At 40.3% G+C, this 23,268-nt stretch carries 19 protein-coding genes and 1 riboswitch; of the genes, 1 reads left to right on the forward strand and 18 read right to left on the reverse strand.

The genetic code is table 11. The features are described 5' to 3' along the window. From lepA to KH943_RS03670, 12 genes are all read right to left on the reverse strand, one after another. Window positions 1-1,006: translation elongation factor 4 (gene lepA / locus KH943_RS03615; RefSeq protein WP_304107723.1), on the reverse strand; the 1,006-nt coding region annotated here is incomplete at its 3' end. A 103-nt stretch (window positions 1,007-1,109) separates the two neighbouring features. Continuing rightward, complete coding sequence (locus KH943_RS03620) at window positions 1,110-1,664, reverse strand: ABC transporter ATPase (RefSeq protein WP_304107681.1); 555 nt, start codon at window positions 1,662-1,664, stop codon at window positions 1,110-1,112. Further along, window positions 1,664-2,437 (reverse strand): peroxide stress protein YaaA, encoded by a 774-nt coding sequence (yaaA, locus tag KH943_RS03625; protein WP_304107684.1) that lies wholly within the window; start codon window positions 2,435-2,437, stop codon window positions 1,664-1,666. Before yaaA ends, KH943_RS03620 begins: the two co-directional genes overlap by 1 nt. Window positions 2,438-2,518: 81 nt before the next feature. Continuing rightward, window positions 2,519-4,456, reverse strand: coding sequence for an acyltransferase family protein (locus tag KH943_RS03630; RefSeq protein ID WP_304107687.1), 1,938 nt, complete (start codon window positions 4,454-4,456; stop codon window positions 2,519-2,521). 110 nt (window positions 4,457-4,566) lie between these two features. Continuing rightward, window positions 4,567-5,649, reverse strand: a complete 1,083-nt coding sequence (gene aroC / locus KH943_RS03635; protein ID WP_304107688.1) for a chorismate synthase — start codon at window positions 5,647-5,649, stop codon at window positions 4,567-4,569. Between the two features lie 32 nt (window positions 5,650-5,681). Further along, window positions 5,682-8,981 (reverse strand): mechanosensitive channel MscK, encoded by a 3,300-nt coding sequence (gene mscK / locus KH943_RS03640; protein WP_304107691.1) that lies wholly within the window; start codon window positions 8,979-8,981, stop codon window positions 5,682-5,684. 7 nt (window positions 8,982-8,988) lie between these two features. After that, the gene (gene mscK / locus KH943_RS03645) at window positions 8,989-12,309 is read right to left on the reverse strand and encodes a mechanosensitive channel MscK (RefSeq protein ID WP_304107693.1); all 3,321 of its coding nucleotides are present in this window, start codon (window positions 12,307-12,309) and stop codon (window positions 8,989-8,991) included. Continuing rightward, on the reverse strand, window positions 12,306-13,760 hold the full coding sequence (gene menE / locus KH943_RS03650) for an o-succinylbenzoate--CoA ligase (RefSeq protein ID WP_304107695.1): 1,455 nt from the start codon (window positions 13,758-13,760) through the stop codon (window positions 12,306-12,308). The genes mscK (KH943_RS03645) and menE overlap by 4 nt, the downstream gene beginning before the upstream one ends. Before the next feature lie 6 nt (window positions 13,761-13,766). Then, on the reverse strand, window positions 13,767-14,348 hold the full coding sequence (seqA, locus tag KH943_RS03655; RefSeq protein ID WP_304107698.1) for a replication initiation negative regulator SeqA: 582 nt from the start codon (window positions 14,346-14,348) through the stop codon (window positions 13,767-13,769). A 145-nt stretch (window positions 14,349-14,493) separates the two neighbouring features. Further along, window positions 14,494-16,968 (reverse strand): trimethylamine-N-oxide reductase TorA, encoded by a 2,475-nt coding sequence (torA, locus tag KH943_RS03660; RefSeq protein WP_304107701.1) that lies wholly within the window; start codon window positions 16,966-16,968, stop codon window positions 14,494-14,496. An 18-nt stretch (window positions 16,969-16,986) separates the two neighbouring features. Continuing rightward, window positions 16,987-17,163, reverse strand: a riboswitch (molybdenum cofactor riboswitch). Window positions 17,164-17,171: 8 nt separating this feature from the next. Then, window positions 17,172-18,290 (reverse strand): NapC/NirT family cytochrome c, encoded by a 1,119-nt coding sequence (locus tag KH943_RS03665; protein ID WP_304107704.1) that lies wholly within the window; start codon window positions 18,288-18,290, stop codon window positions 17,172-17,174. A 212-nt stretch (window positions 18,291-18,502) separates the two neighbouring features. Continuing rightward, the gene (locus KH943_RS03670) at window positions 18,503-18,625 is read right to left on the reverse strand and encodes a hypothetical protein (protein ID WP_304107705.1); all 123 of its coding nucleotides are present in this window, start codon (window positions 18,623-18,625) and stop codon (window positions 18,503-18,505) included. Window positions 18,626-18,669: 44 nt separating this feature from the next. On the opposite strand from KH943_RS03670, the gene KH943_RS10205 reads away from it, so the two are divergent. Further along, a complete protein-coding gene (locus KH943_RS10205) occupies window positions 18,670-18,732 on the forward strand; it encodes an IS3 family transposase (RefSeq protein WP_438359817.1) in 63 nt (20 codons plus the stop codon). 27 nt (window positions 18,733-18,759) lie between these two features. Here KH943_RS10205 and hisIE read toward each other — a convergent pair whose 3' ends face one another. The 6 genes from hisIE to KH943_RS03705 all read right to left on the reverse strand — a co-directional run bounded on the left by hisIE (window position 18,760) and on the right by KH943_RS03705 (window position 23,082). Then, a complete protein-coding gene (gene hisIE, locus KH943_RS03680) occupies window positions 18,760-19,404 on the reverse strand; it encodes a bifunctional phosphoribosyl-AMP cyclohydrolase/phosphoribosyl-ATP diphosphatase HisIE (RefSeq protein ID WP_304107708.1) in 645 nt (214 codons plus the stop codon). A 13-nt stretch (window positions 19,405-19,417) separates the two neighbouring features. Next, a complete protein-coding gene (locus tag KH943_RS03685) occupies window positions 19,418-19,768 on the reverse strand; it encodes a hypothetical protein (protein ID WP_118790644.1) in 351 nt (116 codons plus the stop codon). A 115-nt stretch (window positions 19,769-19,883) separates the two neighbouring features. After that, window positions 19,884-20,657 (reverse strand): imidazole glycerol phosphate synthase subunit HisF, encoded by a 774-nt coding sequence (hisF, locus tag KH943_RS03690; RefSeq protein ID WP_304107713.1) that lies wholly within the window; start codon window positions 20,655-20,657, stop codon window positions 19,884-19,886. Next, on the reverse strand, window positions 20,639-21,388 hold the full coding sequence (hisA, locus tag KH943_RS03695) for a 1-(5-phosphoribosyl)-5-[(5-phosphoribosylamino)methylideneamino]imidazole-4-carboxamide isomerase (protein WP_304107716.1): 750 nt from the start codon (window positions 21,386-21,388) through the stop codon (window positions 20,639-20,641). The genes hisF and hisA overlap by 19 nt, the downstream gene beginning before the upstream one ends. Before the next feature lie 74 nt (window positions 21,389-21,462). Continuing rightward, entirely contained in the window at window positions 21,463-22,056 is a 594-nt protein-coding gene (gene hisH, locus KH943_RS03700) for an imidazole glycerol phosphate synthase subunit HisH (RefSeq protein WP_304107719.1), read from the reverse strand. Window positions 22,057-22,062: 6 nt separating this feature from the next. Then, window positions 22,063-23,082 carry a putative phage abortive infection protein gene (locus KH943_RS03705; RefSeq protein ID WP_304107722.1) on the reverse strand — a complete coding sequence of 340 codons (1,020 nt, stop codon included), beginning with the start codon at window positions 23,080-23,082 and terminating at the stop codon, window positions 22,063-22,065. Window positions 23,083-23,268 lie beyond the last annotated feature (186 nt).

Raw genomic sequence — 23,268 nt, forward strand, 5'->3', positions numbered from 1 at the left:
AACCTAAAGCCGTTGAGTTTTCTGGCTCATAGAATAGCGATGCATCGTTTAGGCTTAATTTACCTAATGCATCACGGAAGGCTTCGTAATCGTCTGAACTAATAGGGAACAATCCTGCGTAAACCTGCGGTTTGACCTTTTTAAAACCAGGCAACACTTCGGTTGCCGAATTATGGTGGTGGGTTAAAGTATCACCCACTGGTGCACCTAAAATGTCTTTAATCGCACACACTACCCAACCTACTTCGCCCGTATTAAGTTCAGTCGTATCCACTTGTTTTGGCGTGAAAATACCAAGGCGATCCACATTGTAAGACTGCCCCGTGCTCATCACTTTAATTTTATCGCCTTTTTTGAGCGTACCATTTTTTACACGCACAAGCGATACAACGCCTAAGTAGTTATCAAACCAAGAATCAATAATCAAAGCTTGTAAAGGTGCTTCAGGATCACCCTCTGGTGCTGGGATTTTATGCACGATTTCTTCTAACACATCTTCAATACCCACACCTGTTTTCGCAGAACAACGCACTGCTTCCATCGCATCAATCCCAACGATGTCTTCGATCTCTTCTGCCACGCGTTCAGGATCTGCCGCAGGTAAGTCAATTTTGTTTAAAATTGGCACAACTTCCAAATCCATTTCAATCGCTGTGTAGCAGTTTGCAAGCGTTTGTGCTTCCACACCCTGACCCGCATCCACTACCAATAATGCTCCTTCACAAGCGGCTAATGAGCGTGAAACTTCATAAGAAAAGTCAACGTGTCCTGGTGTATCGATAAAGTTTAATTGATAGGTTTCGCCGTCTTTCGCTTTATAATTTAAGGTTACACTTTGTGCTTTAATAGTAATCCCACGTTCACGCTCAAGATCCATTGAGTCTAGCACCTGTGCTTCCATCTCACGATCAGACAAACCGCCACAGGTTTGAATCAAGCGATCAGAAAGCGTGGATTTTCCGTGGTCAATGTGGGCAATAATCGAAAAGTTACGAATGTTCTTCATATTCATCGGGCAATAAATGTCCTGTTTTTAAAAATTTAGGGAAAAATAACCGTGCAATTCTACTTGAATTTCCCAGTTATTTCAAAGGAAATGCTTTATTTTGCTATTGACAATTCACCTGCCAAGCCAATCGACTAAACTCAAGTGCAAGCTCACTTAATGCCTGTTGGTAAGCGGTTAAATTTTGCAATTTATTTGCAAAAGCAGACCGCTTGTCAGAAAACTGCATCTGTGCATAACCACATTGCAAATCTCGCCCACGAGAAACTTCTAACTGCACATCATTAAAACGCTCCGTTGGCGGATAAAGCACTTCGCTACGCAACTCATTTTGCACTACTTCAACTTTGGCTTGTGTATCTACCTGCTGAGCAAACGCATTTTGACGTAACGATGCACGATCAGCTAAACTCATCCCTTTGCTGTTTTTATCTACAAAAATCAAAATACCTTTCTGCCAATTCTCGGGATTTTTTGCACCCTCCGCAGGCAAATAGAGCAGTTGTTGCATCTCATCGATTTGATTTTGAGTGACTTTCTCAAAACGCTGTTTCTGGAAAGTTACTGCATCAGGCAGATCAAAACTGTCCGTTTTAAACTGGCAAGCAGTCAAAAATAAGGAAAAAAGTGCAAAGCTACCCCAACGAAAAATATTCATTAGTGCTCCTCACGTTTAAAAACTAGCTCTGTTGCCGTTGAGCTCTCTTCATCAAACCAATAACCGCCATAGTTAAAGGTCTTAAGTTGTTCAATTTCAGTTGGTTGCTCAGTCAAGATAAAACGCACCATCATTCCACGAGCTTTTTTGGCATAGAATGAAATCTGTTTGAACTTGCCATTTTTCTCATCCAAGAAAACTGGTTTTACAATAGTTGCATTCAGATTTTTTGGCTTCACCGCATTATAATACTCATCTGATGCAAGATTAACCAACATGCTATCGCCTTGCTTATCAAGTGCCTGTTGCAAATGCTCAGTAATAATATTACCCCAAAAAGCATAAAGATCTTTACCTTTCGGATTCGCCAATTTCGTACCCATTTCCAAGCGATAAGGCTGCATCAAATCAAGCGGTTTTAGCAAGCCATATAATCCTGAAAGCATACGCAAATGTTTTTGTGCATATTCTACCTGTTCACGACTCAACGTTTCCGCTTCAAGCCCTGTGTAAACATCACCCTTAAATGCAAAAAGTGCCGCTTTAGCGTTTGTTTCGTTATGTTCAAGCTGCCACTCGGCAAAACGTGCTACATTTAAGCTCGCCAATTTATCGCTAATCGACATCAATGAGCCTAATTCCGCAGGAGTAAATTGCTGACAAATTTCGATCAGCTCTTGGCTGTAAGCGGTTAAATTTGGTTGAGAAAATGCAAATTGAGGGGCTGCTGTTTCAAAATCAAGGGTTTTCGCAGGAGAAATAATGGCAAGCATAGAAGTTCCTTTTAAAATAAAACAGCCGTGAAAGTACGGCTGTTGCATCAAATAGTTCAAGTATTTTAAAAGGTTATGGCTTTATTTCAACCATTTTTCTTTTACTTCTTCAGAAATCAAGGTTTCTTTTTCCGCAAAGCCTTTCCCCATTTGTAATGAACCTAAGTTATTCAGATGATCTTGATCAACATAAAGCGGTTTACCCTCCATAAAATATCCTTCTGGCAAATATTTAGTCGGATCAACAAAAGTAACATTTGGAATATCTTGCACCAATTTTCTTAGATGCTCATTCGTGGTTTTAGTATCGCCTAATTCCCCGATTGGTGCTAAATATTTATCTAATCCATATTTGGCTAAATAAACCGAGCGTAATGGCGAACGATCTGCCACTTTAACATCTGCAAACACATAAACTTTTTTGGTTTTCGCAAAATACTCAATCATTGCTTTTAATCTTTGGTCAAAATCGTCTACCTTAAATTCCCACGCAGTAATTCTTGGTAACGGATCAGTGCCTCGTTTCAAATTGTAGAACATAGAAATAAATACCACAGGATTATTTTCTAACTCTTGGTATTTCGCACAATAGGCTTTTTGTTCTTCATTTAATGTTTCAAGCGGTTCTTGACCATTCAAGCCATAGCATTTCAAGACATCGCCCCAGCCTTCAACATTCCAGCCTTCTTTATTACCCACATAATTTAAGAATTGAGTTAAATGTCCTGCGTGAGAATCTCCCAATACAGCGATTTTCTTTTGGTGAAACTCGACAGGCTCAAGATTAACATGGCTAATCACATCATATTCGTGCGTACGTTTCACTACCACTTTCTTCATCGCTAAGTTATAGCCAATAACCGCAACAGATGGAATTAAATAAAGAAAAATAACCGCTTGTTTAAAACTTAGTGTTGATTTACGAATAGGTTGTTCTAATAAATAATAACTTAAAATCGCACAGATAAAGGTCGCGAAAATAATAAACGCAACAGTATTCATTGAAAATTCTCTTGCGCCTGTCACATAATGCGTTAATGCAATAAATAGCCAGTGGAATAAATAGATAGAATAAGAAAGCTTACCTACCCAAACGACGGGTTTTAATGAGAAAAATCGTCCAACTAATGTGGTTGAAGTGGCGGAATAAATCAATATTGCCGCCAACACACAAGGCAGCAAAATTGTCATCCCAACTAAGTAAGGCGTATTTTTCTGATAGAAAAAGAGGCAAAAAACAAGCCCAATAATACTTAACACACTTAGAATTTGATTTCTTACTGAATGAGTAGAAGTAGGAAGCAACGCTAAAAACGACCCTACTAATAATTCTGGGAAACGTAAATTAGACGTATAGTAAAGATTATAAATCCCTACCTTCTCATAAGCGGATTGCGGCAAAAAATTGGTAAGTAAAAAGAATACCAAAAGTGCCAAAACCACTTTCATAAAAATAGCGGTCTGTTTTGCACGCTTAAAAGCGAAAAATAAAATAATCGGGAAGAATAAATAATATTGTTCTTCCACTGCAAGCGACCATAAATGCAAAATAGGATTTTCATTCGCACTCATATCCCAATATCCTTGACGGTATGCAAGATAGAAATTGGTTGCAAAAATAGGTGCCAGTTCTATTGTTTTGCGGAGTAATTCACCTTCCGCTCGAATAAAGAAGAGCGAAGAAAAAATAGAAGCTAATGCAATGGTAAGAATAAAGACAGGATAAATCCGTTTGATACGGCGTTGATAGAAAGTTTTAAACGAAAAATGACCGCTTGCCATTTCTGTTGTAATAATTCTAGTGATTAAATATCCCGAAATAACAAAGAAAATATCTACGCCAAGAAAACCGCCTGTAAGCCAATTTTCATTCAGGTGATAAATAAAGACAGAAAGTACGGCTAATGCACGTAAGCCATCTACTTCAGGACGGTAAGTTAGCTGTTTGTTTGTTTGTTTGTTTGTTTGTTTGTTTGTTTGTTTGTTTGTTTGTTTGTTTGTTTGTTTGTTTGTTTCCATTATATGAATCTCTAGAACACTTTTCCAAGCTTCAAATTTTCATTACACATTAGAAGAAAAGTCCAATTATGTATTGGACTTCTTCTATCATTTTCTAAATCTGTTTTATGCTATCGACACTGTGCTTTAAAACGAAGCAAATGATCGAGTAATACAATTGCCATCATCGCTTCAGCAATAGGCACGGCACGGATACCCACACAAGGATCGTGTCTGCCTTTGGTCACAACTTCAACAGGTTCGTTATTTAAATTTACACTTTGACCTGGCACAGTAATGCTTGAAGTTGGTTTTAACGCAATATTAGCAATAATCGGCTGCCCCGAACTAATACCGCCTAGAATACCGCCTGAATGGTTCGATAAAAAGCCTTCTGGAGTCATTTCATCACGGTGCTGGCTACCTTTTTGCTCTACCACTGCAAAACCATCGCCAATCTCAACCGCTTTCACGGCGTTGATTGACATTAATGCGTGAGCTAAGTCCGCATCCAAGCGGTCAAAAACAGGCTCGCCCAAACCAACAGGGACATTTTCTGCCACTACCGTTAATTTTGCACCAATGGAATCGCCCTCTTTTTTGAGTTCACGAATGAGCTCATCAAACTGCTCTATCGCTACAGGATCTGGGCAGAAAAATGGATTGCTTTCCACTTGCTGCCAATCAATTTTGCGTACATCTACTACGGTTTCAGGATTGATTTTCACCGAACCAATTTGCGATAAATAGCCTCGTACTTCAATGCCGAATTGTTCACGCAGATATTTTTTGGCAATCGCCCCTGCTGCAACACGCATTGCCGTTTCACGAGCAGAAGAACGACCACCACCGCGATAGTCACGAATGCCATATTTTTGTTGGTAAGTATAATCAGCGTGACCTGGGCGGAATTTGTCCATAATATCGCCGTAATCTTTGGAGCGTTGGTCACCATTTTTGATGATTAACCCAATACTCGTGCCTGTAGTTTTCCCTTCAAATACGCCCGATAAAATCTGCACTTCATCATCTTCACGACGAGGGGTGGTATAACGGGATGTCCCAGGTTTACGGCGGTCTAAATCAGGTTGAAGATCTGCCTCACTTAATTCCATATTCGGCGGTACACCGTCCACGATACAGCCCAATGCGATACCGTGAGATTCGCCAAAAGTGGTGACCTTAAATAATTGTCCAATGCTGTTGCCTGCCATATTGCTTTCCTTCTATTGTTATTTGCAAAATTCTATGCGATTTTAACCGCTTGTGCTGCCTGATTATCTTCAGAATGCAAGTGAACATCAAGCTGATTGAGTGCAAAACGGATGCCATTTTCTCTAAATAGCTGATTGATGCGATATTGCAAGAAGTTCATTGTCTCTATGCGATCACCTAATTCTCCCACAAACACGACCAACTCGTGTTCTAATGCATTGTCGCCAAAATTAAGCATATTGATTTCCACTTTTGGCTCACTCAACACTTTTGGTGCTTCGTTAACTGCCTGTAGAAGTAATCTCTGCATCAAATCAAGGTCGGTATCATAGCTCACTTTAAAGAAAATTTGTAAGCGAGTGATTGTATTGTTCAACGTCCAGTTGATAAAACGATCCGTTACGAAGGCTTGGTTTGGTAATACCACTTCCATATGATCCGAATTTAGCAAAGTAGTAGAACGTAAACGAATCTTTGTGATAATCCCCGTGTACTGCCCTACTGTCACCTTATCACCCACTCGAATTGGACGTTCAAACAGCAAGATAGAGCCTGATACGAAGCTACCAAAAATCTCTCGCACTCCAAAACCCAGACCGACTGAAAGGGCGGTAAAGATCCATTGGATTTTTGTCCACGAAATCCCCAGTGCTGAAAATGCAGATACGCTGCCGAACGTCACGATAATGTAAGTCAACATAGTAATAATCGTCTGTGGCGTCCCTTTGGAGAGAGGCATTTTCGAGAAAACAGTCACTTCCAAAATACCTGCAATGTTTTTAATCAACACATAGGTTATTACCACATAAAGCGAGGCTCGCATTAAGTTGAGTAACGTAACCGATTCAACCTGATTACCTTCGTTGCTCTCCCATAAAATCACACCATCAAGGTAGTAGGCAACACTAATCAGATCCGACCAAATTACATAAAGCGATGCAAACAGTACCACCCAGCCAATCAAATCGGTGACACGATAAATCTGTTGGTTTACCACCGAGAGCTTGATAGCTTCATCTTCTTTTGTGCCGTTTTCTAACACTTGTTCACGCAATTTACGACGTTTATCTTGCAAACGACGATATGCCAAACGACGGGCAGAGATTGCCACAAAACGATATGCAAAATAGCGCCCAAAAACCCAAAGCAAAATCACAAAATAGCTATTGAGCAAGTGGGTAATGAGATAAACCGCAGTATAGTAATAGCCTAAAATAATGAGAATAATCAATGAGATAGGTACAATTACTAAAATCAGTCGTAATAGACGGAACAAGCTAATACTTGTGTTCGTTGCACCTTCTTCTTTCTTAGCTTTTTGGTATTCACGAATCGCTCGGTTAAGCAATGGGCGAACCACAAAAAGGCAAAGTGCCAACGCAATAATTGACATTACCTGCCCAATTGCATCGTTGAGATAGCCAATCTCATCAATTTGCGATGGAATAGACGACACCAATAATAAACCAACAATCCAAATTGATTGCTTGATAATACGTTGGAAAATACGGTTACTCTCTTGCGGCATACCAAAATGGCGGAATGCTAAACCATTTGGGCGAAGTAATGAAAGCACCGTCGCAAAGAACCACCAATAAAGCGTTACTCGCACACCCCAACGCCCAATTGCAATCGGATCATTAAAGAAAAGAAAACCTATCGCATTATAAGCGGTGAAAAACATCAGCGTACTTGGTAAAGCCAACAATACTGTCCAAAACATCGCTTCTGGCGTCAACCAATGGCTATCGTTAGTCAGCGTGTTTACTCGTGAAGCAAGGCTTGCCAAGCGGTCTTTTATTGCCGATTTTTTCCAATTGATGAGTAATGCAATCAACAAGAAAATAGAGGTAAACAACACCGTAGATAATAAATTTGGCTGTGCGTTTTCAATCCCAACATAATCGGTCAAAACACCTATTTCTGCAAATGCTAACGCAGGAAAAGCCTTAAGCCACGCAAAATCAATCGGATTATTGCTGTTTACCCAGAAACTTTGCTGTTGGAGTTTACGTTGCAAGGCATCGCCGATCGCCAAGGCTTGGCGTTGGTTATTTTCAATCGTAATCGAAAGATTAAGCTGGCTGTTTAACGATTTAATAATCTCATCCAACAATTTTTGACGCTCTTTGAGAATATTATTTAATGCACTATTCTCTTCATTCGTTAAAGGTTCTTCCAAGTTATGTGTCAGATTGCGGACATAATCATCAATATTATAAAGCTCATCGCGTTGTTGCGAATATTCAAACAGATTAACCCGCACATTTGAAATCGATTTCGCTAAATCGTTATTGATTTTTTCAGTAGGCAGCGTTTGTTTCTGCTTATTAATCACCTTTGAAAGCACAAGTGTACCCTGCAATGCACTGATTTGCTCGTCAATATTGCGTTGCGTTTGAGTAAGGCTTTCCAACACATTTCGCATCCGTAAATCGTCGTGCGAAAGCGTGTTTAATTTCTTAGTTTGTTGCACCAAAAATTGGCTTAATTCTTTATTATGATCTAGCTCATCTGTAATTAAGAAATTCTCAATACTACTTGCAATGCGTTGACTAGCAACATCTTTTGCCTTTTGCTCGGAATCTTCTAAACGCTTAGTATTAAGCACCTCTTGCAATACCGATAACTGCTTTTGCATTAACGCTTGACGTGCTGCCGCCTCGCTTCGTTTTGCTTCATCAAAAGCAATCAATCGCTCTGCATTATTGCTGAGTAAATTGTTATAACGATTGCTCTCTTCAATAAAACGGATTTCAGCATCCCAGCGCTCCATCGCATTCGGTAATTGGCTCTGTGGCGGCAAGCTTTTTACACGGCTAAGCTCTTGTAACCGTACGCTATTTTCATTCAATAAACGTTGGTTATTTTTAAGCAAATTGCGGTCGTTCGAAATTTGAGCATCTAATGCCAGCAGTTGAGACTGCACACTCTGCAAATCTGCTTCAATTCTTTCTTGCTGCTTAATCAGATCCGCTAATGAGAGCGCATTAAAGCTATTTTCTGAAACCGCATCCGCTTCTTTTTTATTCTCTGCAGTACGTTTTTGCACCTGTGCAAGATCTTGCGGCAAGGCTTGCAGCTGCTTTTCTAATGCCGCAATATCTGCCTTTTGATTTAAGGTTTGCTCATTAAAACGCTTGGCTAATTCCAGGTTTTGAGCTTGAGCATTCGTTTCCGCTGACTCTAATGTGCCCGATCTTAATGCACTAATCTGCTGCCTTATACTCTCTTCTGCTCTGTTTTGAGAAACTTCTGCCCAAACCTCATGGGAAAAAAGAGTGAGGCTGAATAAGCAGGAAAAAAGTATACTTGCGGTGTTCTTAAACATTCTTATCCTAATTTCTTGCAGTTAAATCTTCCGTAGCCCATTTCACTTCTTCATTAGTATTTTGATTTTTGATAAAAATATCCAACTGATTAAAAGCAATTTCAATTCCGTATTGTTCGAAAAGTTCGTTAATACGGCGGTTTAGTTGGTCAATGGTGCGAATACGTTCGCTTAATTGCCCCACATAAACACGCAACTCGTGATCTAATGTGCTTGCACCAAAGGAGAGGAAATATGCCATGGGTGCAGGATCTTTAACTACTGTAGTATTTTCTTCGGCAGCTTGAAGCAATAATTTCTTCACTAACTCTAAATCTGAGCCATATGCCACACCGATACTAATCACTAAACGAGTCATTGAATTGGTTAATGCCCAGTTCACCACACGCTCAGTAATAAAAGCTTTGTTTGGCACAATCACTTCTTTTTTGTCATTGTCAATTAAAGTAGTTGCTCGAATACGGATTTTCGACACTGTTCCATTAAATGAACCGATGGTGATCATATCGCCAACACGAATAGGACGTTCAAATAAAATAATAATGCCTGAAACAAAGTTCCCAAAAATTTCCTGCATACCGAAACCCAAACCAACCGATAATGCCGTAAAGAGCCATTGTAGCTTAGACCACGACATACCCAAGGTTGAGAAAGCAAATGCAGCACCTAACACCACCAGTAGATAAGTCAATAAAGTACTAATGGTATAAGGCGTACCTTGCGAAAGCGAAAGATGCGGGAAAACAAACGTTTCCAGTAAACCACTTAAGTTCTTAATTAACACATAGGTCACCACAATAATCACTAGTGCAACCAATAGATTAAGTAAGGTTATCGACTCCATTACCACACCCGCATCAGTCGTCACGCTTTGTTGCCAGAGTGTTACGCCTTTTAAGTAATATGCAACGGTAATAAGATCAGACCAAACCCAATAAAGTGCTGCAAATAAGCCAACCCAAAGCACAAAATCAGTTACTTTCAGCATCTGATTTTTGATCTCACTCACAGCCATTTCATCTTCTTTGATTTCGAATGGTACATCCTCTTCGCCGAAGTTATGTGCTTGTTCATTGCTTGACTGTTTCGCTAAAGACTCTTTTTTCTCCAGCAAACGGCGATGTGCTAAACGGCGGGAAGAAACCGTAAAGCCTCGATAACACACATTTCGCACGATAATCCAAGTGGTTACCGCAAAATAAGTTGAAATCAGATGTTCAATGATGACCAATGATGTGTAGTAATAACCCATCACAATCAACACGATCAACGCAATCGGTGCCAGCAACAAGACCAAACGCACAAAACTTAATGCCCCTTTGGGTGCGTGAATATCCTCTGCTGTGTTTTGATACGTTGAAATTGCTTTTCTAAATCCTGGCGCGATGATAAAGACAGTCATAACTAAAACAGTAATGGTCATAATTTCGCCTAACACATCATACGTAATGCCCGTTTCTACATTGGCAAAAATAGAAGTATTAAGCAATAAACCAATCACCCAAACTGAGCGTTTTAGAATGTTATAGAACAACTCATTACTTTTTTGTGGCATATCAAAATGATGATAACCAATGCCATTCGGACGAAGAATTGCCATCATAAAGGCAAAGCAGAACCAATAACCCGCCATTTTTAAGCCCCACGGCCAGATCGCAAGTGGGTCTTGGAAACAGATATAAGTCACCAAAATAAACACCGTTAAAAACATAAAGGTGCTTGGCAAGCATAAAAGCGTAGTTAAGAGGATCGCTTTCGGCGTATTCCACTGGCTATCGGTTTCTACCGATTTCATACGGTTATTGATTTCTGCTAATTGGCATTTAATGTTCTTTTTTTGACGCAAAATCAAACCAATCAGCAACAATAAACCACCAACTAAAAGCGTTGCAGGAATAACATTATCTCGCCAATTTGAAAAATCGAATTGCTTGCTAATTTCTTCTAATTGAAACCCTAACGTTGGACCAAGTTTCGCAAACCACGCGAAATCAATCGCATTATTACTTTTTACCCAAAAGCTTTGCTGTTGCAATTTTTGTTGCAATTCATCACTTATAATTTGCACCTGCTTCTGTGTCAGTTCAATGTTGATCGCCAAATTCAACTGAGCATTCATCGATTTAATCAGTTCGGCAAAGGTTTTCATACGAGCCGACAAAATCTCCGTTAGCTGTTTCTTTTCGATATCTGTAAAAGTAGTTTTTTCCTCTTTTTCGAGCTTCGCAATATAACTTTTTGGGTCTGCAATTTTATCTTTGAACTCGGTCATATCAAAAATATTCACGCGTAGTTCATTGATACGATCTGCCAAGCCTTTTATCATCTCATCTTGTGGCAAAGCCGCACGCTGCTTATTGATAATTCGCGAAAGTACAAGTGAGCCTTGCAGCGAACTGATTTGCTCATCCAAGTTACGTTGAGTTTGCTCTAAATTATCCAACACACCTTTAATACGCAGATTCTCTTGCGAAAGCTCATTCATTTTGGTGGTTTGATCAAGCAATTCTTGTGACATTTTGGCATTAAAACCCAATGCCCGAACAATCACAGGATTGCTCTCAGCATTCACATTTTTCTCAAACGTTTCAGTTGCCTGCTCTACTTTAATTTTAGAAGCCTGCACCAACTTTTCGCTAATCACTTGTTGAATCGCAGCAAGTTCATTCTGCAGTTGTTGCTGTTGTAATTTTTTCACTTCTAACTGGCTATTGTAAAGTGCAGAAAGCGCTTCATTGCCCCGCAATAATGTTTGGTTGTAGCTATTTTGTAAATCTAACAACACCAATTTTGTGGTTAAATTCACTTTTTTCTCATCGCTGATATTTGCATCCAACAACGCAGAATTGACCGCTTGTTTACGCGTGACATTGTCTCTTAAAGCTGCTTGCGCTTTATCAGGCACTGCATTTTGGGTGACTAATTTTCCGTTTAGCGATGCCATTTCCGTTTGTAACTCATTCAATGCATTTTGCTTAGTTGAAAGCAAACTTTGCAAATCATCTAACGAAAAATGCTCAAATGAAGGCACAGCCACAGGGCTATTTTTTAATTTGGTAAGATTGTCTTGGCTCTTTTTTAAACTCGCTTTGGAATGTTCAATCTCACTATTTAACGCGTCATTATCCACTTTTTGCTGGGTAATTTGAGCCAACAACGATTGAGTATCTTGCAAAGTTTTTAATGTTGCTTTCGTTGCATCGGTTTGCTCCGCTTTTTGCAACGTTGCAATCTGTGTCTGCAATGCTTTTTCACTCGGTAAATCGGCTTGTGCGAGTGAAATGCCAAAAATCATCGTAGCAAAAGCGAAAAAATATTTCTTTATCATAAATTATCCTTACGGGTGAGCCCTAGTTTAACGGCAATCTCAGATTTTAGTTGTTGTCTGGAAATTTTAATTCCACCTTGTTGTAGATTTTCATCTAACGGTAGATAGCAAATGGGATGTTTAAATTTTTCTAAATGCTGTTTCGCAAAATTTTTTAGCTTTTCGACCGCTTGCAGTGAAAATGGTTCGAGCAAATCCAACACCGCCACAGGGCGTTCGCCAAACTCAACATCTGCAATCGGTACAATAAAAATCTGCCTGAGTAAACCTGAAGCGAACAACACTTTTTCTACCTCTTCGGGCTGAATATTCTCCCCACCCGAAATAAACATATTGTCCAATCGACCTTTAATAATCAAATGACCTTGCTCATTCCAACAACCAAGATCTTTCGTTTGCAACCAACCTTGTTCATTCGTAAGCGGTCGAATTTCGCCATTTTTTTGCCAATAACCAAGAGCTAAACAATCGCCTTTTACCCAGATTTCATTATCTACCAAACAGACTTCCCGCCCTTTCAATGGTTTACCCACATTGCCTAACTCATTTTTTACGGCACAAATAGTCGAAGCCATTTCGGTCATACCATATCCTGAAAAAGTGGTTATTCCTTGCACTTTCGCTTGTTGAACTAATTCCGCAGGAATAGCAGCTCCGCCAAGCAAAACAGTTTGCTTTTTCGACCGCTTGTGAAGTTCCGCTGATGCCAAATAACGTTGCAGTTGGGTAGGCACAAGGGAAGCGTGCGAAACTTGAGAAAGTAACTCAAAAAAATCTGCTTTATCTTCATTCACATAGAGCGTAGCCCCTTGTAAAAGCCAACGCCACACAATCCCTTGCCCTGAAACGTGAAACAACGGCAAACTCAATAGCCAGCTATTGCCTTGTTTAAAATTGAGTAATTCACACACACCTTCCGCATTCGCTAGATGGTTTTTGATGCTATGCACCACAGCTTTTGGCGAACCTGATGAGCCAGAAGTGAGCGTTAAAGTAGCAGGAGAAGCATAATCTAAAGTAGGCAATTCACAAGCGGTAAGATTTTCATCAAAATTTGTAAAAAGCTGATCGGTAATCAAAAACTGAACGCCGTATTGCTCGCAAAGTTGTGTTGTTTTTTCTGATGAAAATGAAGGATTAAGCATTAAGATCTTTTTATTTAATGCCATCACCGCACAATAACTGAGCAAACCGATTAAACGATGTGAACCTTGATAGCCAATCAATTGAGCTTGTGAAAAAGAAGGCAGAGAAGAGAGAAAATTAGCCACTTGAGCCATAAGATGGTGAAAATCTTGCCAACAAATTTGCTCAGGCAAAAAAGGGAAAAAGCGGCTTTCCCCTTTTTCCCAAACAATAGCGGTGCGTTGTTCCACATTCCCCTTATCATTTGCTTTGCTGCCTGCTTTATTCCCCCAGCAAGCAGTCAAAAAACACGAAGATTTCACCATAGTAGTTTAAACAAATAAGCCTTGCACGCGTTTAATCAATTTTTTAGGCAACCCCATTTCTCTCATCACATTGGTTACAATTAAACCTTTGCGATTAGTGTTGTTATTAGTCACCACCCAAAATGGCGAGCTTGGAATTTGTTTCGCTTTTACGCTATTTCCGTGTGCTAATAATGATGCTTCATCTTTGGCAAAATAGGTTCTTGAATTTCCTGTTACCATTTCCGTCGCTTTGGCAAAAGCATTAGGATTGTGTAGATATAAAGCCTCAAGCAATGTTAAAAAACGTACCACACCTTTTGCTGGCGCATTAAACAACGCTGAATCCAATACTTTCTCTAACTGCTCATGAGAAGATGGCTTAACCTCTAGCTTAACAGAAGACCCATGATGCGAATGTTTTTTCTCTTTTGGCTTTGCCATTTCTTTGAGTTCATCAATCACATTTTGCTGAACCAGAGCAAATGGCTGAGGCGATGAAGGCAAACGCAATAGACGACGCAAAATATCAGAGGCACTTTCACCAATGGATTGTGTTCTGCTTGCAATGTAATGATATAATTCATCATCAATTTCGATGTTTTTCATCTTATCCCCTTAATTTACTTGAATTTTACTGAGCGAATATTGCTTGGCATTATAATATAAATCAATTCATTCAAAAATATTAATTTTTGATCAAAAAAGGCATCTTTCGATGCCTTTCATTCTATCTATATTAACCTTTTTAATACTACGCTTGCGTATACTTAGGCTCAGTAAACACTGTCACTTTTGGTACTTCACCAGTGAATTTCTCAACTTGAACGGTTGCAGTATTTGGTGAGTTACCTTGAGCAAGTTTAGACGTACCTTCATCGCGGGTAAGGACATTTGGGCTGCCATTTTTACAAAGTGGATGCACTGATTGACCTAAATCTTGCGGGTCATACCAAGCCCCTTCGTGGATAGCCACTGTGCCTTTGATAATCCCATCAGTAACTACAGCGCCTGCTAATACTTGCCCGCGTTTGTTAAACACACGCACAATATCACCGCTTGCAATACCACGAGCTGCAGCATCTTCGGTATGAATTAACACTGGTTCACGATCATTTACTGCATAAAGTTTACGCAATGAACTATAAGCTAATTGGCTGTGTAAGCGATATTTTGAGTGTGGTGTCACTAACGCTAACGGCTCTTCCGCAGTAGTTTTGCCTGAGAACTCTTCGTGTTCCATCCAAGTTGGGTGACCTTTACAGTCATCATAGTTCATTTTGGCAACCACGTCAGAGAAGATCTCAATTTTACCTGATGGTGTGCCTAATGGGTTGAGTAACGGATCGTTGCGGAACTCTTCATAACGCACCCATTTTTTCGCTTTTTCGCTAGTCTTGAAGGTTATTGGTTTATTATCTTGCCAGAATTGCTCGAATTTCGGCATTAATACACGGTTCTTACGTGCTGCATCAAAGGCAGTTTGGTAGAAACCTTTTAACCAATCCATTTCTGTTTTACCTTCAGTAAACTCCGCTTCTTTACCCGCACGTTTTGAAAGCTCAGCAAAAATATCGTAATCATTTTTCGCTTCAAATTGTGGCTCAACCGCTTTTTTCATTGGGTAAATATTCATCATCGAATAGTCGCCTGACATCGTTAAATCATTACGCTCATAGCTGGTTGTCGCTGGTAACACAATGTCTGCCATACGTGCAGTTGGCGTCCAATGACATTCGTTGACAATCACGGTGTCTGGTTTTTGCCACGCTTTCACCAAAGTATTGGTATCTTGATGGTGGGTAAATGGGTTACCGCCTGACCAGTAGATTACTTTAATATCAGGATAAGTGACTTTCGTGCCGTTGTAATCAATGGTTTTACCTGGATTGAGCAACGCATCAGAAATACGTGCAAGTGGGAACGAGTATTTAGAAGCTTCATCTAACCACGTTTTAGCACCTGCTGCCGCCGTAGGATTTGCGCTGATTGAACCTAAAGTACCGCCAGTTGCAGTTGGAACGCCACCATTAGCATAGTGATAACTTAAACCAAAACCGCCACCAGGTAAGCCGATTTGACCGAGTATTGAAGCTAGTGTCACCAACATCCAATGGCTTTGTTCGCCATGACGTTGGCGTTGCATACCCCAACCGCCCATTAACATTGTGCGTTTGCTAGAGAAATCCGCAGCTAATTGTTTAATAGTTTCGGCTGGCACACCACAAATTTTACTTGCCCATTCGGCATCTTTTGGTTGTTTATCTTCCGTGCCGAGCAAGTAGCTTTCAAATTGCTCGAAGCCTTTGGTATATTTTTTGAGGAATTCTTTATCGTGTTTGTTTTCAGATACTAAAGTATAAGCAATACCAAGCATTAACGCCACGTCTGTTCCTGTGTTCACTGGCACCCAATCCGCACCTAAGAATTCACAGCTTTCACTCCTCACAGGGTCGATACAGATAATACGTTTACCTGTTTCTTTGAATTTTTTGAAGTATTCAATGCCTTGTTGGTCGGTTGAAGTCCAAGCAATGCGAAGTGTGTTGAGCGGGTTTGCAGACCAAAGCACGATAATATCGCTATTTTCAAGTAACACTTCCCAACTGGTTTGTTGTTCGTACACTTCAATTGTGCCAAGAACGTGTGGCATAATCACTTGTGCAGCGCCTGTTGAATAGTCGCCTTTCACATCTACAAATCCGCCTGTGATGGTTAAATAGCGTTTAAGCAAAGTACGCGCTGCGTGCAATGCACCTGAACTATACCAACCGTAAGAACCACCAAAAATCGCACTCGGACCGTGAGCTTCACGCACACGTTTCATCTCATTTGCAACAAGCTCAAAGGCTTTATCCCAAGAAACACGTACCCATTCATCGCGACCGCGTAAGGTGGTGTCTTTATTACCTTCTAAGTAGCCTTTACGCACCATTGGGTATTTCACACGGGTTTCGCCGTGAACTTGATCAGCCACCACAGATTGCAATTCGTTTACTACGTTTGGTTCAATCGCAGGGCCTGATTTCACCACTTTGCCATCTTGCACTACCACACCTAATGGTCCCCAGTGTGCCGCAGTCATCACGGTTTGCATTTCAGCGGCTTTAGCTTCAGTTGAAAGTAACGCACTGACGCTACCGCCAGCTAAAGATGTCCCAGCAAGACCAAGTGAGGTGGTTTTAATAAAACCACGACGGCTTGCGTTGATATTTTCTTGTTTTTTCATATAGGTTTCCCCTTTGAAAGTAAGTTAAATATGACACCTTTCTAAGCACGAGGGGATAGTTCATCTCTTCGCTATCCTGTGTTGCAAGCGGTAAAATTTTGCAAAAGTTTTGCAAAAACAATCGCTTGGAACAGGCTGAGATGGCGTATTTTGATAACAAAACTTAGTCAAAACAGCTCGGTATCGGATTTGTTGATAAAAAATTAGTGTGCACCTCCAACCATATCTTTGGCATTGCGTTGTAGGTAAATAGTCACCGCACGCACATCATCAGCTGTCATTGAGGTTCTATCCTTCATCGAATTCACTACTCCGATCCATTGGTTTGCCGTGTAATGGTTTGCACCAATAGCTGCGTGGCAACCGCTACAATGGGTTTGGTTTAAATTATCGCCAAAAGCATTCAACGATTTTAAATCTGAAGTGACGGCGGTTTTTGGCATAGAAACTTCCACGCTGACCTCTTTCCAGTCGGAATTCGTCACTTTATCGTTTACCGTTTGATGAACGGTGAATTTATTTTTCGCTTCATCGCTGACTAATCCAACCATAATACGTTGACCCAATGCAGCATACAGTACGCTTTCCGCCCCTGCTTGTTGCCAACCTTTTAACGTCGCTTTAATGTTGTCGCCATCGGCTTTCCAATCATTTAACTCAGCATAAGGTAATAGGCGAATTTCTGCACCTTCCGCGGTTTTTGCTGGTGCCATCACAAGGTTATAAAGGGTTTTATCGCCTTCGCTAAATTGCCCTGCGTGTTTGGTTAATTCACCTAGTGCAGCCGCATTGTCTACAGGCATTTCAGGCATAAAATGGGCGATACCTTTATGGCAATCAATACAAGTTTGGTTAGTTTCTTGTGCCAATTTATGCATTTTTTGAGCAGCTTCTTTTTGCTCAGAAACTACCATCGCCTCGAAACTATGGCAGGAACGGCAAGTCGCAGAATCACTCTCTTTCATCTCTTGCCAAACTCGTTGTGCCATTTCTAGGCGATGTTGCTCATAGGCTTCTTGGTCTGGCAACTTATTGGTGACGAAAGTATGCCAGACGTCTTTCAACGCCACAAATTTAGCTTTCACATAATCCATTCCTTCATGTGGAACGTGGCAATCGGCACATTCAGCTCGAATCCCCTTACGGTTTGAAAAATGTACCGTGCCTTCCCATTCTGCTTGTGGATGGCTCATTGAATGGCAACTGACACAAAATTCAGGGCTGCTGGTCACTTTCATAATCGATTGCACACCAAATAATGCGGCAGCACCAATCACAACACAAATCAGACCGCTTGCCAGAGAGAGTTTTAACTTAGGCATAAATTCCCCACAAAAATAAAAGATAAAAGTTTTATAAGAATTTTATACCTACAAAAAAGAAGCTCAATAAGTAAAATACATATTAAGAGGTAGATCGAAAGGAAATTTGATTTAACTCAAAAGAGGTAACATTATTTCACCACAAACCAAGGTAGTAATTGAAAAAAGGTATTGGCAAACAGCTCTGGGGCAATAATTTTGCTGTACCCTTGCTAAATTTGATAAATCAGATGCGGTAAGCTAATTGAAAGATCTTTGGTATTATCAGGATAAGTTAGCCCCGTTTGCGTACCTGTACCGAAGTAATAAGTACCATTCACACCATAATGTGGCATTGAACGAATACCATCTGAAATAGCTTTACTATAATCATCGACGGATTCAACTAAAATTAAAAGGACTGAGTCCGATACAATATCGTCGTCAGTCCTTATGTGAATAGTCCAGATTTTGGGGACAGATCAGGCGTTTATTTATTCGAACCTTCTGGATGCAGACCAATTCCCTGATGGCGTTCTTGCAATTTTGCAATCACATCCGCCCATGTCAGTCCTTGATGGTGCAATAACACGGTTAAGTGATAAACTAAATCCGCCGCTTCACTGAGGGTTTCCGGTTTATCTTGCGAGACGGCAGCTAGCGCCGTTTCTAGCGCTTCTTCCCCCACTTTTTGGGCGATTTTCTTAATGCCTTTGCTGTGCAGTGTTGCAGTGTAAGAACTAGCCGGATCGGCGTTTTTCTTTTCTGCTAAATGCTGCTCCAGTTGGGCGAACCAAGTCCAATGGCTGGTAGTTTGTTGGGTAAATTGATGAAAGCAGCTGTCTTCTCCGGTATGACAGGTTGCGCCGATAGGATTGGCTAAAATTAACAAGGTGTCATTGTCGCAGTCCAAGCTCATATCCACGATATTTAAAAAATGCCCCGAGGTTTCCCCCTTTGTCCACAGGCGATTCTTCGTACGGGAAAAGAACGTTACTTTCTTCTCCGCCAAGGTTTTCTCCAACGCCTCCGGATTCATATACCCGAGCATCAGCACTTCGCACGTCGTCGCGTGTTGCACGATAACGGGGAGGAGGTTGTTGATTTTTTGCCAGTTGATTTCTTGTTTTTTCATTTATATTCCTACTCTAAATACCAAGTTCTTTCGCAATAGAATTATACTCTATAGAGAGATTACCCATAATATCTTTATTACTTCTTAGATATGAACCAATTACATCTGTATATCTATGATCTTCATATAGATAATGAATAATTGATTTAAGATTTTGGTAATTCAACCCTAAAGTTTCTTTCAATCGCTGTTCCAATTCACCATAACGAAACTCTTTTTGTTCAAATTCCTCAAAGACATCGCATAGTGTATCAATTTGACTTTCGTCAAAATCAAATACTAACGCTATTTTATCAAATGCATTTTGATCACCTAATGCACTTCGTTTTAAAATTTCAAAATGAAATTTATCTTTTTTATCCATAGAATTGTCTCCTTAAAGCTATAACAAAAAACCAACTGGCAAGAAGAATATTAAGAGCAAAAAAAATAAAATTCAATACAAAAAACACGTCCAAAAACGACCGCACTTTTTTGTGTTACCGCCGTACTTCCACGCCTTCCCGTGCCAAATAATCCTTCAATTCGCCGATATTAATAATCTGCTTATGGAACACGCTTGCGGCTAATGCGCCATCTACATTGGCTTCAATAAAGGCATCGCGAAAATGCACCATTTCTCCGGCACCGCCTGAGGCAATCAGCGGCACATGGCATACTTGGCGCACCATTTTAAGCTGGGCGAGATCATAGCCTTGGCGTACGCCATCTTGGTTCATCATATTGAGCACGATTTCACCCGCTCCACGGCTTTGTACTTCTTGCACCCAATCGAGTAACTGCCAATGGGTTTGGCGGGTACGGCTTTCATCACCGGTATATTGGTTGACCCAATATTTACCGGTTGATTGCTCAAACCAGCTATCGATGCCGACCACTACCGCCTGCACGCCAAAGCGTTCGGAAAGTTGGTTAATCAAATCGGGATTAGCTAACGCAGGAGAGTTGATTGAGATTTTATCCGCGCCAAAAGCAAATAACTGCTCGGCATCGGCGACAGATTTAATCCCGCCAGCTACGCAGAAAGGGATGTCGATTACCTGCGCTACGCGTTGCACCCAGCTTTTATCTACCGTACGGCCATCCGATGAAGCGGTAATATCATAAAATACCAGTTCATCGGCACCTTCGGTAGCATAGCGTTGTGCTAATGGAACAATATCGCCAATAATTTCGTGATTACGGAATTGCACGCCCTTAACGACTTGCCCATCACGTACGTCCAAACAAGGAATTATCCGTTTTGCCAACATCCGATTGCCTCCGCTACATTAAATTTGCCTTCTAATAAGGCACGTCCAACAATAACACCTGCCACGCCGGTATTTTTAAGTGCCTCAATATCTGCCAGGCTACCAATGCCGCCTGATGATTGGAATTGAATATCGGGATATTGCACGCAGATTTCACGATATAAATCGATGTTTGACCCTGCCAAGGTACCATCGCGTGAAATGTCGGTGCATAACACATGGCGTAAGCCGACACTTTGATAGTCTTCGATTACCTCTTCCAACAACACACCGCTAGCTTCTTGCCAGCCGCTGATTGCTACAATTTTTTGACCGCTTGCATTGATGTTGATGTCCAATGCCAGCACGAATTTCTCCGCGCCATACTGAGCAAACCATTGTTTTACGGTGGCGCGTTCTTTAATCGCTGTTGAACCGATCACCAAGCGGTTTGCGCCTGCCGCCAATAAATCGGCAACATCTTGTTCGCGACGAATCCCACCACCGACTTGCACAGGGCAGGGCGTAGCGGCAATGATTTGGCGAATTAACGCGGTTTGGCGGGCATGTGGATTTTTCGCTCCGGTTAAATCCACCAAGTGTAACTGCTGTGCCCCTTGGCGAACGTAATCGGCAAATTGCGCGATAGGATCGTCGCAATAAGTGGTTTGTTTGGTGTAGTCGCCTTGGTGTAGTCGTACAACTTGACCATCAATTAAGTCAAGAGCAGGAATGATTTGTGATGTTTGCATAGTTTTTCCTGTGTAATGTAATCAGTTCCCCTCTTTAACAAAGAGGGGAGCGTGCGTGATTTTAGTTCTGTAGTTTATTTCACTTTCTCCACAAAATTTCTCAACAATAACGCGCCGTTTTTACCCGAGCGTTCTGGGTGGAACTGCACGCCGTAGAAATTTTTATTGGCGATGGCGGCAGAGAAGTCCACGCCGTAACAGCTTGTCGCAATGGTGTTTTCGTTGGGTTGTACCGCGTAGCTGTGTACGAAGTAAAAATGGCTGTCTTGTTCAATGCCGGTAAACAGCGGATGGTCTGGTGTGTAATGCACCTTGTTCCAACCCATGTGCGGCAACGGCAAGCCACTGTCAGGGATGAGATCCGTCTGCCCGTTCATTAAACCGAGCGTCGCCACATTGCCTTCGGTAGAAAATTCGGTCATCAGCTGCATACCTAAACAAATGCCAAGCATTGGCTGGGTAGCGTTGCGGATGCAATCAATTAGCTTGCGCTCCTGCAAATTCCGCATCGCCGCCATTGCCGTGCCCACACCGGGCAACAACAATTTATCGGCAGACTCGATTTTATGAATATCCCGCGTAATTTCGGCGCGATAACCCAAGCGATCAAAGGCGAATTTGACGGAAGAGAGGTTCGCGCAGCCGGTGTTTATAATAACTACATACACTAATATTTACCTCTTTAAGTAATGTTTCAGTTTAAAACAAATTTCTTTATAGGGGGCTTTTATATATGTATAAGATAAATTCCCAATAAATGCTTGATCAAATACTGATATAACATATATAAATAGTGGTATATATGAATATTTGTAAAATTTATATCTTTTAACAAAAATATTTTCAGCACTTATAGGTCTTAAGTTTCTTTTTGAAGAACATATTTCAATAAAACAATTGTAATATAATTCATCTTTTACTTCCTTATAATCCCCCGCTGCAAAAAAGAAACCCTTAATATCATTATAAGTATTAATATCAAACTCTCTATTTAATAAAGGTAAGACACTGTCAATATTACGTATCTCACCTCTAAAGAAAGAACAAACAAAGTCAAACTCTAATGATTCTATATCCATATGCTCTAAAAAATGAAATTCATTTACATATCTTATATATCCATCATATGTTTTATCTCTACCACATAAATGATAAGCTAAAATGATTAAGATTTTTCTTGATAAAAAACTTCTAAGCAATGATGAATATTCATTATCAATATTTAAATGCCTATTTTTATATATAAACTTTAACACTCTATATAGGTTCAAAAAATAAACATTTATTTCAGAGTAATAAATCTCGTATTTCGTTTCAAATTCCATTCTAACCTGATTAAAATTAAGCTGACCTTTCATTATTCTTGTATATAAAAAATTGACTAGATTAGTTTCCTTATCTTCAATAATAATATTTTTGCTTTCTAATAGATGTAGTTTTTCATTATGTTGCTCCAACATCATAAAAAAAGTCTTTTCAAAGTCTTGTTTATTTTGTTCTTTATCTCTCTGATAATTCTGATAAATAACAACTAAAAATGCTAATGCAGCAAATATTCCTCCAGCATAGCTGCCAAAATTAGCCCAATCACTTCCATTATTCGAAATTCCTAATCGACCAGCAAAATACCAATATGCCCCAAAAGCAAGAATAGTAAGAAAAATTGCAAATCCAGTTAATAATTTATTAAACATATAAATCCTTAAGTTATAGCGTTTACATAGGTATTTACCATGAACTAACGTTTAGGCAAGCTCAGCAACCGTTCACAGCAACTGTTATTATAATACACCCTTACTACTCGGCAATTCATTCCCTTCAATCCTCATCGCCTGTCTCAACGTCCGTCCAAACACCTTAAACAAACTCTCAATTTTGTG

Origin of the sequence: Haemophilus parahaemolyticus (assembly GCF_018373095.1) — a bacterium.
Taxonomy (GTDB): domain Bacteria; phylum Pseudomonadota; class Gammaproteobacteria; order Enterobacterales; family Pasteurellaceae; genus Haemophilus_A; species Haemophilus_A parahaemolyticus_A.

Coding starts and splice junctions, on each gene's coding strand:
- KH943_RS03620 (WP_304107681.1), bottom strand. CDS start 1,664: ATGAATATTTTTCGTTGGGGTAGCTTTGCACTTTTTTCCTTATTTTTG.
- yaaA (WP_304107684.1), bottom strand. CDS start 2,437: ATGCTTGCCATTATTTCTCCTGCGAAAACCCTTGATTTTGAAACAGCA.
- KH943_RS03630 (WP_304107687.1), bottom strand. CDS start 4,456: ATGGAAACAAACAAACAAACAAACAAACAAACAAACAAACAAACAAAC.
- aroC (WP_304107688.1), bottom strand. CDS start 5,649: ATGGCAGGCAACAGCATTGGACAATTATTTAAGGTCACCACTTTTGGC.
- mscK (WP_304107691.1), bottom strand. CDS start 8,981: ATGTTTAAGAACACCGCAAGTATACTTTTTTCCTGCTTATTCAGCCTC.
- mscK (WP_304107693.1), bottom strand. CDS start 12,309: ATGATAAAGAAATATTTTTTCGCTTTTGCTACGATGATTTTTGGCATT.
- menE (WP_304107695.1), bottom strand. CDS start 13,760: ATGGTGAAATCTTCGTGTTTTTTGACTGCTTGCTGGGGGAATAAAGCA.
- seqA (WP_304107698.1), bottom strand. CDS start 14,348: ATGAAAAACATCGAAATTGATGATGAATTATATCATTACATTGCAAGC.
- torA (WP_304107701.1), bottom strand. CDS start 16,968: ATGAAAAAACAAGAAAATATCAACGCAAGCCGTCGTGGTTTTATTAAA.
- KH943_RS03665 (WP_304107704.1), bottom strand. CDS start 18,290: ATGCCTAAGTTAAAACTCTCTCTGGCAAGCGGTCTGATTTGTGTTGTG.
- KH943_RS03670 (WP_304107705.1), bottom strand. CDS start 18,625: ATGCCACATTATGGTGTGAATGGTACTTATTACTTCGGTACAGGTACG.
- hisIE (WP_304107708.1), bottom strand. CDS start 19,404: ATGAAAAAACAAGAAATCAACTGGCAAAAAATCAACAACCTCCTCCCC.
- KH943_RS03685 (WP_118790644.1), bottom strand. CDS start 19,768: ATGGATAAAAAAGATAAATTTCATTTTGAAATTTTAAAACGAAGTGCA.
- hisF (WP_304107713.1), bottom strand. CDS start 20,657: ATGTTGGCAAAACGGATAATTCCTTGTTTGGACGTACGTGATGGGCAA.
- hisA (WP_304107716.1), bottom strand. CDS start 21,388: ATGCAAACATCACAAATCATTCCTGCTCTTGACTTAATTGATGGTCAA.
- KH943_RS03705 (WP_304107722.1), bottom strand. CDS start 23,082: ATGTTTAATAAATTATTAACTGGATTTGCAATTTTTCTTACTATTCTT.